The sequence below is a fragment of the Pseudomonas sp. CFBP13508 genome, from assembly GCF_005233515.1.
Lineage (GTDB): Bacteria > Pseudomonadota > Gammaproteobacteria > Pseudomonadales > Pseudomonadaceae > Aquipseudomonas > Aquipseudomonas mercuritolerans.
This window is the reverse complement of record NZ_QFZZ01000001.1, coordinates 93,713-109,576: the sequence shown is the minus strand read 5'-3', so window position 1 is coordinate 109,576 and position 15,864 is coordinate 93,713. Positions and strand designations below refer to the sequence as shown.

16 protein-coding genes are annotated in these 15,864 nt (G+C 60.3%); 9 read left to right on the top strand and 7 right to left on the bottom strand.

Annotated elements, in window-relative coordinates:
• Positions 1-10: 10 nt before the first annotated feature.
• From PspCFBP13508_RS00580 to PspCFBP13508_RS00560, 5 genes are all read left to right on the top strand, one after another.
• The gene (locus PspCFBP13508_RS00580; RefSeq protein WP_016774320.1) at positions 11-643 is read left to right on the top strand and encodes a TRAP transporter small permease; all 633 of its coding nucleotides are present in this window, start codon (positions 11-13) and stop codon (positions 641-643) included.
• Positions 640-1,923, top strand: a complete 1,284-nt coding sequence (gene dctM / locus PspCFBP13508_RS00575; RefSeq protein ID WP_041480541.1) for a C4-dicarboxylate TRAP transporter large permease protein DctM — start codon at positions 640-642, stop codon at positions 1,921-1,923. The genes PspCFBP13508_RS00580 and dctM overlap by 4 nt, the downstream gene beginning before the upstream one ends.
• Positions 1,924-2,006: 83 nt before the next feature.
• Positions 2,007-2,957, top strand: a complete 951-nt coding sequence (locus tag PspCFBP13508_RS00570; protein WP_110645770.1) for a TAXI family TRAP transporter solute-binding subunit — start codon at positions 2,007-2,009, stop codon at positions 2,955-2,957.
• 71 nt (positions 2,958-3,028) lie between these two features.
• Positions 3,029-5,056: a TRAP transporter permease gene (locus PspCFBP13508_RS00565; RefSeq protein WP_137213321.1), complete on the top strand. Its 2,028-nt coding sequence runs from the start codon at positions 3,029-3,031 to the stop codon at positions 5,054-5,056.
• Positions 5,053-5,478 carry a DUF1850 domain-containing protein gene (locus PspCFBP13508_RS00560; RefSeq protein WP_137213319.1) on the top strand — a complete coding sequence of 142 codons (426 nt, stop codon included), beginning with the start codon at positions 5,053-5,055 and terminating at the stop codon, positions 5,476-5,478. The genes PspCFBP13508_RS00565 and PspCFBP13508_RS00560 overlap by 4 nt, the downstream gene beginning before the upstream one ends.
• On the opposite strand, the gene PspCFBP13508_RS00555 is transcribed toward PspCFBP13508_RS00560, so the two are convergent.
• The 4 genes from PspCFBP13508_RS00555 to PspCFBP13508_RS00540 all read right to left on the bottom strand — a co-directional run bounded on the left by PspCFBP13508_RS00555 (position 5,479) and on the right by PspCFBP13508_RS00540 (position 9,425).
• Positions 5,479-6,279, bottom strand: coding sequence for an NAD(P)-binding domain-containing protein (locus tag PspCFBP13508_RS00555; protein WP_275550084.1), 801 nt, complete (start codon positions 6,277-6,279; stop codon positions 5,479-5,481). It abuts the gene before it with no gap.
• Positions 6,276-6,707 carry a MarR family transcriptional regulator gene (locus PspCFBP13508_RS00550; RefSeq protein ID WP_016774314.1) on the bottom strand — a complete coding sequence of 144 codons (432 nt, stop codon included), beginning with the start codon at positions 6,705-6,707 and terminating at the stop codon, positions 6,276-6,278. The genes PspCFBP13508_RS00555 and PspCFBP13508_RS00550 overlap by 4 nt, the downstream gene beginning before the upstream one ends.
• 140 nt (positions 6,708-6,847) lie before the next feature.
• Positions 6,848-8,155 carry a C4-dicarboxylate transporter DctA gene (gene dctA / locus PspCFBP13508_RS00545; protein WP_016774313.1) on the bottom strand — a complete coding sequence of 436 codons (1,308 nt, stop codon included), beginning with the start codon at positions 8,153-8,155 and terminating at the stop codon, positions 6,848-6,850.
• Between the two features lie 100 nt (positions 8,156-8,255).
• On the bottom strand, positions 8,256-9,425 hold the full coding sequence (locus tag PspCFBP13508_RS00540) for a mandelate racemase/muconate lactonizing enzyme family protein (RefSeq protein WP_024012582.1): 1,170 nt from the start codon (positions 9,423-9,425) through the stop codon (positions 8,256-8,258).
• A gap of 98 nt (positions 9,426-9,523) precedes the next feature.
• On the opposite strand from PspCFBP13508_RS00540, the gene PspCFBP13508_RS00535 reads away from it, so the two are divergent.
• Positions 9,524-10,399 (top strand): LysR family transcriptional regulator, encoded by an 876-nt coding sequence (locus PspCFBP13508_RS00535; RefSeq protein WP_024012581.1) that lies wholly within the window; start codon positions 9,524-9,526, stop codon positions 10,397-10,399.
• Between the two features lie 62 nt (positions 10,400-10,461).
• Here PspCFBP13508_RS00535 and PspCFBP13508_RS00530 read toward each other — a convergent pair whose 3' ends face one another.
• Positions 10,462-11,352 carry an MBL fold metallo-hydrolase gene (locus tag PspCFBP13508_RS00530; protein ID WP_137213318.1) on the bottom strand — a complete coding sequence of 297 codons (891 nt, stop codon included), beginning with the start codon at positions 11,350-11,352 and terminating at the stop codon, positions 10,462-10,464.
• 126 nt (positions 11,353-11,478) lie between these two features.
• On the opposite strand from PspCFBP13508_RS00530, the gene PspCFBP13508_RS00525 reads away from it, so the two are divergent.
• The gene (locus PspCFBP13508_RS00525; protein ID WP_137213316.1) at positions 11,479-12,462 is read left to right on the top strand and encodes a helix-turn-helix domain-containing protein; all 984 of its coding nucleotides are present in this window, start codon (positions 11,479-11,481) and stop codon (positions 12,460-12,462) included.
• Between the two features lie 441 nt (positions 12,463-12,903).
• Here the strand turns inward: PspCFBP13508_RS00525 and PspCFBP13508_RS00520 are convergent, their stop codons facing one another.
• On the bottom strand, positions 12,904-13,872 hold the full coding sequence (locus tag PspCFBP13508_RS00520; RefSeq protein ID WP_137213314.1) for an oxidoreductase: 969 nt from the start codon (positions 13,870-13,872) through the stop codon (positions 12,904-12,906).
• 87 nt (positions 13,873-13,959) lie between these two features.
• Between PspCFBP13508_RS00520 and PspCFBP13508_RS00515 the strand changes: the two genes are divergently transcribed.
• Both PspCFBP13508_RS00515 and PspCFBP13508_RS00510 read left to right on the top strand, forming a co-directional pair.
• Positions 13,960-14,880 (top strand): AraC family transcriptional regulator, encoded by a 921-nt coding sequence (locus PspCFBP13508_RS00515; RefSeq protein WP_241669476.1) that lies wholly within the window; start codon positions 13,960-13,962, stop codon positions 14,878-14,880.
• Positions 14,881-14,931: 51 nt separating this feature from the next.
• On the top strand, positions 14,932-15,384 hold the full coding sequence (locus PspCFBP13508_RS00510; RefSeq protein WP_137213312.1) for a thiol-disulfide oxidoreductase DCC family protein: 453 nt from the start codon (positions 14,932-14,934) through the stop codon (positions 15,382-15,384).
• On the opposite strand, the gene PspCFBP13508_RS00505 is transcribed toward PspCFBP13508_RS00510, so the two are convergent.
• Positions 15,367-15,864: a DUF2269 domain-containing protein gene (locus tag PspCFBP13508_RS00505; RefSeq protein WP_137213310.1), complete on the bottom strand. Its 498-nt coding sequence runs from the start codon at positions 15,862-15,864 to the stop codon at positions 15,367-15,369. The two genes, PspCFBP13508_RS00510 and PspCFBP13508_RS00505, sit on opposite strands and share 18 nt — an antisense overlap.

Here is a 15,864-nt window from a genome sequence, read left to right as displayed (position 1 = left end):
GATGCCATCCATGAAAGCGCTTCGGCGAATCTGGGAACACTTCGAGGAAGGCTTCATCGTCTTCCTTCTGGCGGCCATGACCCTCGTCACGTTTGTCTACGTGATCCTCAATAACTTCTACAGCCTGTTTTACTGGCTCGCCGATCATTGGCCGGCGGCCAGTGTTCCGCTGTTCGCTGTTGGCGATCAGATCATGGGCATGGCGCAGGCCATGACCTGGAGCACTGCCCTGACCAAAGCGCTGTTTGGCTGGCTGATTTTTTTCGGCCTGGCTTATGGCGTGCGCACCGCCGGGCATATCGGTGTCGACGCACTGGTCAAACTGGCGCGCAGATCGGTACAGCGCTACATCGGCATTTTGGCCTGCCTGTGCTGTCTGGCCTACGCGGGGCTGCTCGCCGTCGCCAGCTTCGAATGGATTGAAACCTTGATGAACGCCGGCATCGGCGCCGAGGATCTCGGCCATTTCGGCGTCATGCAGTGGCATGTCGGGTTGATCGTGCCGCTGGGCTTCGCGCTGGTATTCATCCGCTTCGCTGAAATTCTCCTGCGCATCCTGCTCAACCGTCAGACCGGCCTCGGCCTGGCCGATGAGGCGGCCGACGCGCTGAAACTTGCCGAACACGAGGAAGACAAGCCATGACCATTGCCTTCCTGTTCGTGGCCCTGTTCGCCTTGATGTTCATCGGCGTGCCGATCGCCATCTCACTGGGCCTGGCCGGCTCCCTGACGATCATTTTCTTCAGTCCCGACTCGGTGCGCTCGCTGGCGATCAAACTGTTCGAGACCTCGGAACACTACACGCTGCTGGCCATTCCGTTTTTCCTGCTGGCCGGGGCCTTCATGACCACCGGCGGCGTCGCCCGCCGGCTGATCGACTTCGCCAACGCCTGTGTCGGGCATATTCGCGGCGGCCTGGCCATCGCGGCGGTGCTGGCCTGCATGCTGTTCGCCGCCCTCTCCGGTTCAAGTCCCGCCACGGTCGCTGCGGTGGGCTCGATTGCGATTGCCGGGATGGTCCGTTCCGGCTACCCGCAAGCGTTCGGCGCAGGGATCATCTGCAACGCCGGTACGCTGGGCATCCTTATCCCGCCGTCGATCGTGATGGTGGTTTACGCCGCTGCTACAGAGACTTCCGTGGGCAAGCTGTTCATGGCCGGCGTGGTGCCTGGCCTGCTGCTGGGCACGGCATTGATGGTGGCGATCTACATCGTTGCGGTGAAGAAAAATCTCCCCGCCTTGCCGCGTGCGACGCTTCGCGAGTTTCTGAGTACGGCACGCCAGGCAATATGGGGCCTGTTGCTGATGGTGATCATCCTCGGCGGCATCTATTCGGGCATGTTCACCCCGACCGAAGCTGCCGCAGTGGCAGCCGTCTATTCGGCCTTTATCGCTCTGTTCGTCTACAAGGATCTGACCTTTCGCGAGACACCGAAGGTTCTGCTCGACTCGGCCAAGCTGAGCATCATGCTGATGTTCATCATTGCCAACGCCATGCTGTTCGCCCACGTGCTGACCACCGAACAGTTACCCCAACAAATCACTGCCTGGGTGATCGACGCCGGCCTGACGCCGGTGACGTTCCTGCTGGTGGTCAACATTGTCCTGTTGATTGCCGGCGCGTTCATGGAACCGTCGGCGATCATCCTGATCCTGGCGCCCATCCTTTTTCCTATCGCGATGAAACTGGGCATCGATCCGATTCACCTCGGCATCATCATGGTGGTCAACCTTGAGATCGGCCTGATCACGCCACCGGTGGGCCTGAACCTGTTCGTGACCTCGGCGGTGACCGGCATGTCCTTGCCCGCCACAGTCAAAGCCGCGATGCCCTGGTTGTCGATTCTGCTGTTGTTCCTGATCCTGATTACTTACGTGCCGTGGATCTCACTGGTGCTGCCGAACTGGCTGGGGATGAACTGACGTCGTGACGATCACGTCCAGCCGGGATCGACCCAAGTGCAATCACTCTGCTTAAAACCATAACAAGACGGAGAAGTGCCCCCATGCGAGTCAAAACACGCTTTGCCCTGCTGGCCGCCGCCACGCTGACCCTTAGCAGTGCTGCGCAGGCCGCGCCCGTGTTCATCAATATCCTCACCGGCGGAACCAGCGGGGTTTACTACCCGATCGGCGTCGGCCTGTCGCAAATCTACAGCGACGGTATTGCCGGTTCGAAGACATCGGTGCAGGCCACCAAAGCGTCGGTGGAAAACCTCAATTTGCTACAGGCCGGTCGCGGCGAGTTGGCCCTGGCTTTGGGCGACTCAGTGGCCGACGCCAAAAACGGCGTGGAAGACGCCGGCTTCAAAACACCACTGACCAAGTTGCGCGCCTTGGGCGGCGCCTATCCCAATTACATCCAAATCGTCGCCAGCAAAGAGTCGGGGATCAAAAGCCTCGCCGATCTCAAGGGCAAGACCATCTCGGTAGGCGCCCCAAAATCCGGCACCGAATTGAATGCGCGGGCGATATTCAAAGCGGCCGGCCTGACCTACGAGGACATGGGCAAGGTGCAATATCTGCCGTTTGCCGAATCGGTGGAATTGATCAAGAACCGGCAACTGGACGCCACCCTGCAATCGTCAGGACTGGGCATGGCCGCCATTCGTGACCTGTCGTCGGTGATGCCGCTGAACTACGTGGCTATCCCGAGCGAAGTGGTGGCAAAAATCGGCAATCCGGCCTATCAGAGCGCAATGATCCCGGCCAACACCTACGACGGACAGGCCGAAGCCGTGCCCACCGTGGCAATCACCAATATTCTGGTGACCCGCGCCGACCTGCCGGATGACGTCGTCTATGACATGACCCGCCTGCTGTTCGACAACCTGGGGCGCTTGGGTAACTCCCATTCGGCGGCCAAGGACATCAAGCTGGAAGCGGCTGCGAAAAACCTGCCGATCGCGCTGCACCCCGGCGCCGAGCGCTACTACAAGGAAAAAGGCGCTTTATAAGCGCTTGTGCGCAGTGGCGTGACGGCCACTGCAGCGTCGATTCCTTTGTGTGGTCATGAGGAAGGCAGCCAATGAGTGACGAGCATCACGGTATTTCCGCGAACCCACGGGACTGGCCGAAAACCCTGTTTTACGTAGCGTTGCTGTTCTCGATTTTCCAGATCGTCACCGCAGCCTTCTCTCCTCTCTCCAGCCAGGTGCTGCGTGCGGTGCACGTCGGTTTCCTGCTGTGGGTGGTGTTTCTCAGTTATCCGGCACACGGCACAGACCGTCCGTGGCAACCGCTGGCCTGGCTGCTGAGCCTGGCCGCCATCGCTACCGCGCTGTATCAATGGGTGTTCGAGGCCGATCTGATCCAGCGCTCCGGTGACCTCACCTCGGCCGACCTGATGATCGGCATCGTATTGATTGCCCTGGTCTTCGAAGCCGCGCGACGGGTCATGGGCATTGCGCTGCCGGTGATTTGCGGGCTGTTCCTGGCGTACGGTCTGTTCGGGCAATACCTGCCCGGCGAACTGGCCCATCGCGGCTACGGTTTCGACCAGATCATCAACCAGCTGTCGTTCGGCACCGAAGGGCTGTACGGCACGCCGACGTATGTGTCGGCGACCTACATTTTCCTGTTCATCCTGTTTGGCGCATTCCTTGAGCAGGCCGGCATGATCAAGCTGTTTACCGACTTCGCCATGGGCTTGTTCGGGCACAAGCTGGGAGGCCCGGCAAAAGTGGCCGTGGCCTCGTCGGCATTGATGGGGACGATCACCGGCTCCGGGATCGCCAACGTCGTGACGACCGGGCAATTCACCATTCCGCTGATGAAGCGCTTTGGCTATCGCGCCGCATTCGCCGGCGGCGTGGAAGCCACCTCCAGCATGGGCAGCCAGATCATGCCTCCGGTGATGGGCGCAGTCGCCTTCATCATGGCTGAAACCATCAATGTGCCCTTCGTCGAGATCGCCAAGGCGGCGCTGATTCCCGCCCTGCTGTATTTCGGTTCGGTGTTCTGGATGGTCCATCTGGAAGCCAAGCGCTCCAACCTCAAGGGCCTGCCCAAAGACCAATGCCCCAGCGCATGGGGCGCAGTGAAAACCAGTTGGTACTTGCTGATTCCTCTGCTCGTCCTGGTTTACCTGCTGTTTTCCGGGCGCACACCGCTGTTCTCGGGCATGGTCGGCCTGGCCTTGACTGCCATCGTGATCCTCGGCTCGGCGATCATTTTCCGGGTGCACAGCTTTGGCCTGCGTTGTGCGTTCTGGATTGCCCTGGGCGTGCTCTGCACAGGTTTTTTCCAGCTTGGCATCGCGGTGATTTTTGCGGTCATTGCCGTCCTGGTGCTGGTCTGCGCTTTCATCAAGGGCGGTCGCGAAACGCTGCTGATCTGCCTGCACGCGCTGGTCGAAGGCGCCCGCCACGCGGTACCGGTGGGCATCGCCTGCGCACTGGTCGGCGTCATTATCGGCATCGTTTCGCTCACCGGCGTCGCTTCGACGTTCGCTGGCTACATTCTCGCCATTGGCCGCGACAACCTGCTGCTGTCGCTAATCCTGACGATGATTACCTGCCTGGTGCTGGGGATGGGCATTCCGACCATTCCCAACTACATCATCACCAGCTCGATCGCCGCGCCTGCCCTGCTGGAGCTAGGCGTGCCACTGATCGTGTCGCACATGTTCGTGTTCTACTTCGGCATCCTCGCCGACCTGACCCCGCCGGTCGCCCTCGCCTGTTTTGCCGCCGCCCCGATCGCCAAGGAAAGCGGCTTCAAGATCAGCCTGTGGGCCGTGCGCATTGCGCTGGCCGGTTTCGTCATCCCGTTCATGGCGGTCTACAACCCGGCGCTGATGCTGCAGGGCGACAACTTGTGGGCGACTGCCTACATGCTGATCAAGACTCTCTTGGCGGTTGGTCTCTGGGGCATGGCGTCTACCGGTTTTCTGCAACAGAAAATGCTGCTTTGGGAACGTTTGCTGAGTCTTGGTGCGGGCGCTCTGCTGATCGTGGCACTGCCGGTGACCGATGAAATCGGCTTCGGATTAGCGCTGCTGGTGATCTCGCAACACGTCTGGCGCTCGCGGCGCGCCGCAGCGGCCAATGCATGATCGGCTTGTGCCTGGGTCTGGCCGGCAGCATTTGGGCACAGTTGCCGGTAGCGAGCTTCACCCTGGCATGGAACCACAGCATCGAAAAGATCCGTTGGGAGGAAGACTACCGCGTCACGGCCCAAGGCCTGGTTCTTGAGCAGGCCAGGGTTCGCGGCAACGGCGCGGGCATGGAGATACCCAATGATGCCCGGCTGGAGAACGGCAGTTGGCATTACCGACGCCACTTGCCGCCGCTGCAACCACTGCAATTGGGCCGAACCCCGCAGGCCGGCGATTACCAGTTATGCATGGATGGCGAGTGCGAATTGGTCAGCCGATGGGTTGGGCCGGCCACTGTCAGCGAGCCGTTTTTGCAGTTGTGGGGGTGTGAGATGACCACGCTATCGCCATCGTATGAACGCCAAGCCGCTCATTTCTAATCAAGCGGTCATTTCCCGATTGATCGCAACCATCTGCTCGCGGGTGAACTCAGTGCCGGGCGCCATGAATCGGGCCATCAAGGCATCGCGGTTCAGCGGCGCGCGGGCCTTGTCCGCAGCTTCGAGCGCTTGCTTCAGTTCCGGCAAGGTCAGTTCGGTGCAGTAAGCCGGGGTCCCGGGTTGTTGACGCCATGACTCCTGAAGGCTGCCCGCAGCGAGCGCGGTGAATCCGGTTTCTTCGACCAGATCCTGTGCGATCGCCTCGGCACGCACATCATCGCCGGCGACTGGCAAGGCGATGCGAGTTGCGGATTCGGCAGGTTGACCTTGATCGGCCAGCGTAGCGGCGAGTACGGCATTCCACGCTTTGATCAGCGGGCGGCCGATCTGCTCGCTGACCCAGACGCTTTCAGGTTTGCCCTCGTCCACTTCCTTGATCGCCCCGTCACGCTGCGGATAGTAATTGGAGGTATCGATGACCACGACTTGCTCGGGAACCTGGCTCAGCGTCTGCTTCAAATCAGGGTATCGGGCGAAGGGAATCGACAGGATGATCACATCGACATCGGACACAGCCTGCTCTTTGGTGACAGCCTTGGCACCGACTTCTTTAGCGAGTGCCTGAATGCTTTGCGGGTCTTTCGAGTTGGCCAGTTTGATCTTATGACCGCACGCAGCCAGCTTGCGCGCCAGTGTTGCGCCGATGTGGCCGGCGCCGATAATTCCGATGTTCATTTCAAAACCCTCTCTGTTACGTGTGTTATCGCCCGGTTGAGCGCGCTTTTGGACTGGTGGGCTCAGTCAGCCGCCGGATGGGCAAGCGCATCCAGCGTCAGACGAAGCGCCTCAATCCCCTGCTCATCAAGCTGGCAGGCCGTCTTGATCTTGCCGGTGATGGCTCTGATGTCGTCTTCCATGGCCCGGCTTTCGGGCGTCAGGTCGATCAGCACGCGGCGCTCGTCTGCCGGATCGCGCTTGCGCGTGACCAATCCGGCGCCTTCCAGACGTTTGAGTAGCGGCGTGATGGTTCCCGCGTCCATGGCCAGGTAAGTGCCGAGTTCGCCCACAGACAATGGCGCGCCATCCAGAAGCTGCAGGATCACCAGATACTGCGGAAAGGTTAAGCCCAGTGGTTCCAGATACGGCTTGTGCAAACGCACGACACGGTTGGCAGCGGCGTAGAGTGCAAACGACAGCTGCGTTCCCACGTGATTTCGGTTCGAGCTCATTTCATAGTTCGCTATTGTATAGTGCGCTATATATTTCATGAGTACGAAGGAGTGTCAACCCAGGCAGCCCGTGCGGTGTCGATCAGCACCTCTGTTGGCGATCCGGATCGCCAACAGAGGTGCTAATCGCCACGCTTGGTTTACTTGTGCGCCAGCAGCGCCTTGCGTGCAGCCTTGGCGTGTTTCATGGCGGCGATTTCCCGCTCGCACGCTTCGACATCGAAGGAGTTGTCCCACTTGGCAATGGCAATGGTGCCGATGCCGTTGCCGATCAGGTTGGTCACCGCTCGCGCCTCGTTGAGGAAGCGGTCGATGCCCAACAGCAACACCAGGCCCACCAGAGGTATGGAGTGAATGGTGGTGAGCGTGGCCGCCAAGGTCACGAATCCTGCCCCCGCCACACCGGCCGAGCCCTTGGAGGTCAGCAGGAACACGCCAAGCAGGATCATCTGATCCATGAAGGTCAGCGGCGTGTTGGTCGCCTGGGCGATGAAGATCGCCGCCATGGTCAGGTAAATGCAGGTGCCGTCTGCGTTGAACGTGTAGCCCGTCGGCAGGACCATGCCGACCACGGATTTCTTGCAGCCGAGCTTTTCCAGTTTGACCATCATTCGCGGCAGCACCGCTTCGGTCGAACAGGTGCCCAGGGTGATCAGGATTTCATCTTTGAAATAACGCAGAAACTGCATCAGCGGCATGCCCGACCATCGCGCCACCGCGCCCAATACGACGACGATGAAGATCAGCGTGGTGATGTACAGCGCGACCAGCAACTGCCCCAGCGACAGCAGAGTGCCGATGCCGTATTTACCGATAGTGAACGCCATGCCAGCCCCCGCGCCCAACGGCGCCAGACGCATGACCATCGCGACGATTTTGAACAGACCTTGCAGGAACAGATCGATGGTGTTGATCAGCGGTTTGCTGGTTTCGCCCATTTGCACCAGGGCGACGCCCATCAGCACCGACAACAGAATCACTTGCAGCATGACGCCATTGGAGAAAGCGCCGAGGAAGGTATGCGGAATGATATTGAGGAAGAACTCGACCAGACCGCCCTGCTCGCTCGCCGCCTGGCTGTATTTGTTGACAGCGCTGCCATCGAGGGTTCCGGCGTTGATATTCATGCCGGCGCCGGGCTTGACCACGTTGACTACGATCAGGCCGACCACCAGTGCGATGGTGGAAAGAATCTCGAAGTAGATCAGCGCTTTCACACCGATGCGGCCGACCTCCTTGATACTGCCCATCTTGGCGATACCGACCACTACCGTGCCGAAAATAATCGGCGCCAACAGCATCTTGATCAGCTTGATGAAACCGTCGGCAAACGGCTGCAGCTTGGCGCCGATGTCCGGCACGAAGTAACCGATGGCAGCGCCGATGACGATGCCGATCAGCACTTGCACATAGAGCTGGCTGTACCAGCGTGATTTTGAAGTTTCCACGGAAGCACCTCATTTTATTGTTGTGGTGGGCATGTGGCTGGCGTCGCGGATGACGCCTCAAGCTGCGGCCTCGGCAAACGAGGCCGCAGATGAAACAGAATCAGCCCTCGCCCAGTTCGCGCATGACGGCATACAGCGCAGATTTGGCCTCGAAGCCGACGCCCGGGATATCCGGCAGCCCGACGTAGCCGTTCTCCACGCGGATGCCATCGGCAAAGCCGCCGAATGGCTGGAACACGTCCGGGTACGATTCGTTGCCGCCCAGGTGCAGACCGGCGGCGATGTTCAGCGACATCTGGTGACCACCATGCGGTACCACGCGACGCGAAGACCAACCCAGCTCTTCCATCACTTTCAGGGTGCGCATGTACTCGACGAGCCCGTAGGACAACGCGCAGTCGAATTGCAGGTAGTCACGGTCCGGGCGCATGCCGCCGTGGCGCAACAGGTTGCGGGCGTCCTGGTGAGAGAACAGGTTTTCGCCGGTGGCCATCGGCAGTTCGTAGTGATTGGCCAGCTCGGCCTGGAGCGCATAATCCAGCGGGTCGCCGACTTCTTCGTACCAGAACAGGTTGTACTTCTTGATCGCTTCGGCGTAGGCGATACCGGTCTGCAGATCGAAGCGGCCGTTGGCGTCGACCGCCAGGCGCTGGCCGTCGCCCACCACTTCGAGCACCGCTTCGATGCGGCGGATATCTTCGTCCAGCGGCACCGCGCCAATCTTCATCTTGACCACGTCGTAGCCACGGTCCAGGTAGCTCTGCATTTCGGCCTTGAGCTTGCTCTGGTCCTTGCCCGGGTAGTAATAGCCACCCGCCGCATACACCCAGACTTTGTCATCGGCGACGCCGTTGCGATAACGGTCGGCAAGCAGGCGATACAGCGGCTTGCCTTCGATCTTCGCTACCGCGTCCCACACCGCCATATCAATGGTGCCGACCGCTACTGAACGCTCGCCATGCCCGCCCGGTTTTTCGTTGGTCATCAGGGTTTTCCAGATGGCGAACGGATCGAGGTTATTGTTCTCGTGATCGATCAGGGTTTCCGGGTCGGCTTCAGTGATCCGCGCCAGAAAACGATCGCGCATCAACGCGCCCTGGCCGTAGCGACCGTTGGAGTTGAAGCCGTAACCGATGACCGGTTTGCCGTCGCGAATCACGTCGGTAATGACCGCGACGACCGAGCAGGTCATCTTCGAAAAATCGATGTAGGCATTGGCGATCGGGGAAGCAATGGAGACGGTTTTTTCACGGATATCGACGATACGCATGACGGGTTCCTCTTGTTGTGGTGACCCAACCTTATGCTTTGCGACGACACCCGCCCAATGCTATTAATGCCGCGCCCTATGCACAGGAGGCATTGCCCTTGGAACTGGTTTGGCTTGAGGATTTTTCAGCACTGGCCGAGTACGGCAGCTTTGTCCGGGCCGCCGAAGCGCGCCATGTGACGCAGCCGGCGTTCAGTCGCCGAGTGCGCTCGCTGGAGAACTGGATGGGTGTGGAATTGTTCGTGCGCACCCCGCAAGGTGCGACGTTGACCGAGGCCGGCAGGCAGATTTTGCCCAGCGCCCAGGAAGCGGCCAGACGCCTTTACCGCATGCGCTCCGAGGCCCAGGAAGTGGCTGGCATGGCGGCGAAAACCTTGCAGTTTGCTGCCACTCATTCGCTGTCATTCACCTTCTTCCCACGCTGGTTGCGCAGCGCCGAAAGTGGCGCGCCGATCGATGCGGTTCGCCTGCATTCCGACAGCATGGCCGTGTGCGAACAGATGCTGATTCATGGCCAGGTGCAGTTCCTGCTATGCCATCGCCACCCCGACGTTCCGCCATTACTGGCGCCTGATCAGTTCATTGGCAAGAAGGTCGGCGAGGACGTACTTGTGCCGCTGGCGAGTGCTTCAGCCCAGTTCGGCACGTCGCCTGAAACCCTGCCCTATCTGGCCTACACCCACGAATCCGGCCTGGGCCGGATCGTCGCCCACAGGTTGCATGGCAAGGCTGATTATCTGCACCTGAAACCGCTGTTCAGCAGCCACTTGGCCGCAGTGCTGATGTCGATGGCGCTGGAAAGCAAAGGCGTCGCCTGGCTGCCGAAAAGCCTGACGGAACAGGAAATGGCTGACGGGCGTCTGGTCAGGGCACTGGATGAAAGTTGGGATATTCCACTGGAAATCCACCTGACTCGCCCGACGGCACCGATCAGCCCTTCGGCCGAGGAATTCTGGGCGAAGCTGGGGGAGTGATATGCCAGTCAGCCTCTTGAGCCTGGGCGCGTCGGCGACACGCCCAGGCAGGCCTGAATCAATCAGAACTGCAACGCAGCACCGTCAGCCGGGATATCCACGCGGCTGTCGATGCCGTGCTTTTGCACATAGCTGCGCAGCTCGTCACGGGTCAGCGACATGTGGTTGATCGCGTCCATGTGCACGGCGACGATTTTTGCGTCTTTCGCTACCTGCGTCGCTCGCAGTACATCTTCCTCGCCCATGATGATCGAGCCTTCGTAACCGCTCATTTTCGCTTTGCCGGCGTTAAGCACAATCACCTCAGGCTGGAATTTCTCGATGGCCTGATCGACTTCCGGGCGCCAGATGGTATCGCCGGCGAGATAGAGTGTTTTGTAGCCGGGCGCCTGGAACACCACGCCCATGGCTTCGCCCAGCGGTTTGGCGAGGGCCGGCACGGCATACATTTCGTCAGTGCCGTGCTGGCCGCCGGTTTTGCTGATCTTCACGCCGCCGAACTCAGCCTCGTTCGTCAGCACGCGCACGTTCTTGAAGCCTTGCGAGCGGATCAGTTGCGCATCTTCTTCATGCTGGGCGAACAGAGGGATGTCTTTGGGCAGCGCTTTCTGTGCCGCGTCATCCCAGTGGTCCAGGTGCGTATGCGTGACGATAACGGCATCGACGCCCGCAATCACCTGCTCCGGGGACTCAGTCAGGTCGACCAGCGGGTTACGCAGGTTGCTGCGGTAGGTATTTTCGAACCCTGGGTACGCGCCCTTTTTCGCCAGCATCGGATCGATCAGAAAGGTCGTGTCGCCGTAGGTGATCTTCACCGTGGCATTACGCACTTGCTGCAGATTCAGCTTGTGTGCAGCTTCAGGGTTTGCCCGCGTTTCTGTCTCTGCGAAGGCCGGTGCGGTAGCAGCGGCGCAAGCAATGCTCAGGGCAAACGGTAGAGTCTTGAGTGTCATCGGAATCATCCTGTTATTTATGAATGGGTCCATTTTTGCTGAAGCCTGGCGCAGCCAACAGTGGCCTGAAAGACATATATCGATATAATCGGGCCAACCCGATAGTGTGCAACCGAGATTTGTTTTATGTCCCCCATTCGCGTTGCTGTTCTGGCGTTCGACGGCGTCAGCCTGTTCCACCTGTCGGTGCCGGGCATCGTCCTGGCGACGGCGAATCCAGCGTCGATTGAGCCTCGTTACCAGATCAATTACTGCGCGGAAGTACCCGGCATGGTCGCCAGTGACCAAGGCATCGGCCTGGCGGTCGCTCATGGCCTGGAATTGATGGCGGCGTCCGACGTCATCATCATTCCGGCATGGGGTGATCAATCGATCACTGCTTCGGCAGCGCTTGTACAGGCGCTGCAGAATGCCCACGCCGAAGGCAAATTGATCGTCGGTTTATGCCTGGGCGCGTTTGTGCTGGGCGATGCCGGGTTGCTTGATGGCAAGGAAGCCACGACGCACTGGGCGGCGCGCGACGAGTTTGCCCAACGCTTTCCCAAGGTTCGCTTTCGCCCCGAGGTGTTGTATGTCACCGACGACAATCTGATGACCTCAGCGGGCACCGTAGCGGCCATCGACTGTTGTCTGCATCTGGTGCGCCAGCGGTTCGGGGCTGACGTGGCCAATCACACGGCGAAAATGCTGGTCACGCCACCGCACCGGCAAGGCGGCCAGGCGCAATACGTCGAGCACCCGGTGCCACAGCTCTCAAGCGAAACGCATCTGGCTGAAGTTCTGGATTGGGCGCGCATGCATCTGGGTGAAAATCTGTCGCTGGACCTGTTGGCGGAGAAAGCCCGAATGAGTCGCCGCACTTTTACCCGGCGCTTCAAAGAAACCACCGGAACGACGGTATTCAAATGGCTTAACGCCGAGCGTGTGATCAAAGCGCAGGCGTTACTGGAGACCACGGATTTACCGGTTGAGTGCATCGCCGGAGAGGCCGGGTTTGGTACGCCGCTGTCGTTGCGGCAGCAGTTTGCAGCGCACTTGGGAACTTCGCCGTCGGACTATCGGAAGATGTTTTGTCTTGGGGTGAAGCGCGAAGGCGGTGCACGGGCGTGACGAGCAATTTTTGGGGTCGACTTGATTCCGGCGGCGCGGCAGCCCCTCATCGGAACGCCGCCCGCCCAGCCCTCTCCCGAGGGAGAGGGAGCCGATTCGGGTGCTGTTCTAGAACTGAGTTCGACTCGGTATTTCAGGTCGACGTTTCTCTGCTAAACCACTCGGTCGGTCCCCTCTCCCTCCGAGGAGAAGGTGAGAGCCGATTTGGGTGCTGTTCAAAACCTGAGTTCGACCCGGTATTTCAGGTCGACGTTTCTCTGCTAAACCACTCGGTCGGTCCCCTCTCCCTCCGAGGAGAAGGTGAGAGCCGATTTGGGTGCTGTTCAAGAACTGAGTTCGGCTCGGTATTTCAGGTCGGCGAATTTCTACTAAACACCTCGGTCAGTCCCCTCTCCCTCCGGGAGAGGGTTAGGGTGAGGGGCTTTTGGCCTTTGACTCGATTCATGCCACCGTGAGCCCTGTCCATAGCTCCGAAACCGCCCAGAGTCGCTCAGCCAGCTCAGCATCCGCCGCCCATTTCGCAACACCCTTGCGGCCTGCTTCCGGTTCATTGATCAGCGCAACGTTACAGTCTTCGCAATACACACCCCCCAGATCCGCCAGCACCGCACTGGTCGCGCACCACAACCCCGTCGCCGCGCCCTGCTCCAGCGTTTTCAGCCCGTTGTGGGCATCCAGCCGTGGCTGGCCCTGTTCGTCCAGCGCATCGAATGCAGCGAGTTCCGCCGCGCTCAAGTGCCGCGCCAGATCCGTGAGAATCTGCCCCGGATGCAACGAGAACGCGCGAACGCCATGGCGCCGTCCACGCTGATCGAGTGCGATGGCAAACAAGGCATTCGCCGTTTTCGATTGGCCATACGCAACCCATTTGTCATACGGCCGCTGTAAAAAATCGATGTCGTCAAAATCCACCCCGGCAATCTGATGCCCGCGCGAGGACACCGACAGCACCCGCGCCTGTCCCGCCCTGACCAGCGCAGGCCAGAGCCCGCAGGTCAGGCGGTAATGTCCAAGATGATTGGTCGCGAACTGGCTTTCATGTCCATCGGCATCGCGCAGCAACGGCGCGGCCATGATTCCGGCGCAGTTGATCAGCAAGGACACTGGCTGCCCCGCGCTGACCACGCTTTGGCTGAACGCCGCCACCGATTCAGCCTGCATGAGGTCCATGGGCAGCACGCGGACGCCGTCAACACCGGCCAATGCCACCTCTGCCCGCTCCGTATCTCTGGCCGGCACAATGACCTGCGCCCCTGCCGCAGCGAGGCTTTTCGCCGTCAGCAGACCCAACCCGGAATAGCCGCCGGTGACCACAGCGAGTTGCCCGCGCAGATCGATGCCCGCCATGACTTCAGCCGCTGTGCTGGCGGCGTTGAACGGTGATTGCACAGGTTGTTGGAGCGTAGCCATGGGCGTAATCCTGAGTGAGCTATCGAAGGCCTTTATTCTTGGCTAAGCTCTCGGGACGAACCAGTCTGATAAATCCAGGTTTCTGTCGTGATCATCCAAAATCCTGCTGGCGATCCACTCTCTGCCGTGTTGGCGCTCTCCGAGTTGCAAGCTGCCTGCTCGGTTCGCTTGCAGGCGGGCGGTGTCTGGGCGCTACGCTTTCAACCCATCGAACTGAAATTCAACGTTGTGCGACGAGGCGAATGCTGGCTGCGCATGCAAGGCATGCCGGCGCGCCTGTTGCAGGCCGGTGACTGTTTTGTGGTATCGCGCACGCCGTTCATTCTGGCCAGCGGCCCCGACATCGAGGCGGTGAATGCAGCGGATGTTTTCGCCCATGACGAAGCCTCGGCGACCTTTGGCGTCGGCGAGGAAGTCGAGTTGCTGGGCGGCAGCGTGTCGCTGTCGGGACCTGGCGCAACTGAACTGCTCGACGTGCTGCCGACCTCACTGATCATTCGTGCCGAAACCGCAGGCGCTTCGTCGTTCGGCTGGCTGCTGGATGAACTGGGGCGCGAGTGGCCGTCGCATCAGCCTGGCTCGCAGGCGATGTGCAACGACCTGCTGCGGCTGATCTTCATCCATGCGCTGCGCCATCACATCACCAGCGCGGATGCCGAACAACTGGCCTGGCTGGGCGGACTGCGGGAACCGGCGATTGCCGGCGTGTTGCGCGCCGTTCACGCTGCTCCGGAAAAGGCCTGGCGACTGACGCAAATGGCCGAGATTGCCTGCATGTCGCGTTCGGGTTTCGCTGCGTTATTCAAAACTTGCATGGGTGTAGCGCCGGTCGAGTACGCCACGCGCTGGCGGATGCGCGTGGCCGCGTTCCGCTTGCGCAATGGTCGGGACACTGTGGCCACTGTCGCCGCGTCACTGGGCTATCTGTCCGACGCGGCGTTTGGCGCTGCATTCCGCCGCGTGCACGGAATATCGCCGGGGCAATACCGGCGCGATCCATTCTTATAGACCGATGATCGAGGTTATGATCGCGACAACCGCCGCCAAGGACATCCGCCGATGCCTGCCATGAAAACCCGCCCCACCTCCGCGCCATTGCTCAAGCCCGGCGAAACCGTGGTGCTGTTCGACGGCGTGTGCAAACTGTGCAATGGCTGGGCTCGTTTTCTGATTCGCCATGACCGTCAGCGCCATGTGCGTCTGGCGACCGTGCAATCGCCCGAGGGCCAGGCCTTGCTGGCGTGGGCAGGTTTGCCGCTGGACGAGTTCGACACCATGGCGGTGATTCGCGACCGCAATTATTGGGAGCGATCAGATGCATTCCTTGAAGTGGTCGGGCAACTGCCAATGCGCTGGCAGCCGCTGAAACTGCTGCGCATCTTCCCGCGTCGTCTGCGCGACTGGGCTTACGACCGAATCGCGCTGAACCGCTATCGGCTGTTCGGCAAGTACGACACTTGCCTGCTCCCGACAGCGGATCATGAAAGCCGTTTTCTAAAGGCCCACGGCTGACCCGATCAGTTGCAGCGGCGTCATCTTCGTCACCATCATCAGCACGATGACAGACATTCCGGCAAACCCGGCGACGCCCATCCAGAACCACCAGCGGTAAGTGCTCGCGTAGCGATCATCCAGAGGCAGGCTACCTTCGCCCGCGCTCAGCGCCATGCTCTGCAAACGCTTCTGCAATACCAGCACCGGCAGCCACAACGCGCCGACACAGAAGAAAATGATCAACGAAGTCAGCAGCCATTCGGTGCTCATCGCAAGCCCCGAGAGACGCATCAGCAGATAGCCGGTAATGACCTGCACAAACCCGGCCGGCGTGGTGATCCACGTATCAAAGCGCACCACCATTCGTGCGACATGGGCGATCACTTGCGGGTTGCCGCTGCGGCTGGCGGCGATCAGGTAGAGGTAGGAGCCCATGCCGAAACCAAAGAGGAAAATCGCCGCAATGACGTGCAGGTACTTCAGGCAGAGATAGAGCAT

Coding starts and splice junctions, on each gene's coding strand:
- PspCFBP13508_RS00580 (WP_016774320.1), top strand. CDS start 11: ATGAAAGCGCTTCGGCGAATCTGGGAACACTTCGAGGAAGGCTTCATC.
- dctM (WP_041480541.1), top strand. CDS start 640: ATGACCATTGCCTTCCTGTTCGTGGCCCTGTTCGCCTTGATGTTCATC.
- PspCFBP13508_RS00570 (WP_110645770.1), top strand. CDS start 2,007: ATGCGAGTCAAAACACGCTTTGCCCTGCTGGCCGCCGCCACGCTGACC.
- PspCFBP13508_RS00565 (WP_137213321.1), top strand. CDS start 3,029: ATGAGTGACGAGCATCACGGTATTTCCGCGAACCCACGGGACTGGCCG.
- PspCFBP13508_RS00560 (WP_137213319.1), top strand. CDS start 5,053: ATGATCGGCTTGTGCCTGGGTCTGGCCGGCAGCATTTGGGCACAGTTG.
- PspCFBP13508_RS00550 (WP_016774314.1), bottom strand. CDS start 6,707: ATGAGCTCGAACCGAAATCACGTGGGAACGCAGCTGTCGTTTGCACTC.
- PspCFBP13508_RS00540 (WP_024012582.1), bottom strand. CDS start 9,425: ATGCGTATCGTCGATATCCGTGAAAAAACCGTCTCCATTGCTTCCCCG.
- PspCFBP13508_RS00530 (WP_137213318.1), bottom strand. CDS start 11,352: ATGACACTCAAGACTCTACCGTTTGCCCTGAGCATTGCTTGCGCCGCT.
- PspCFBP13508_RS00525 (WP_137213316.1), top strand. CDS start 11,479: ATGTCCCCCATTCGCGTTGCTGTTCTGGCGTTCGACGGCGTCAGCCTG.
- PspCFBP13508_RS00520 (WP_137213314.1), bottom strand. CDS start 13,872: ATGGCTACGCTCCAACAACCTGTGCAATCACCGTTCAACGCCGCCAGC.
- PspCFBP13508_RS00510 (WP_137213312.1), top strand. CDS start 14,932: ATGCCTGCCATGAAAACCCGCCCCACCTCCGCGCCATTGCTCAAGCCC.
- PspCFBP13508_RS00505 (WP_137213310.1), bottom strand. CDS start 15,864: ATGCTCTATCTCTGCCTGAAGTACCTGCACGTCATTGCGGCGATTTTC.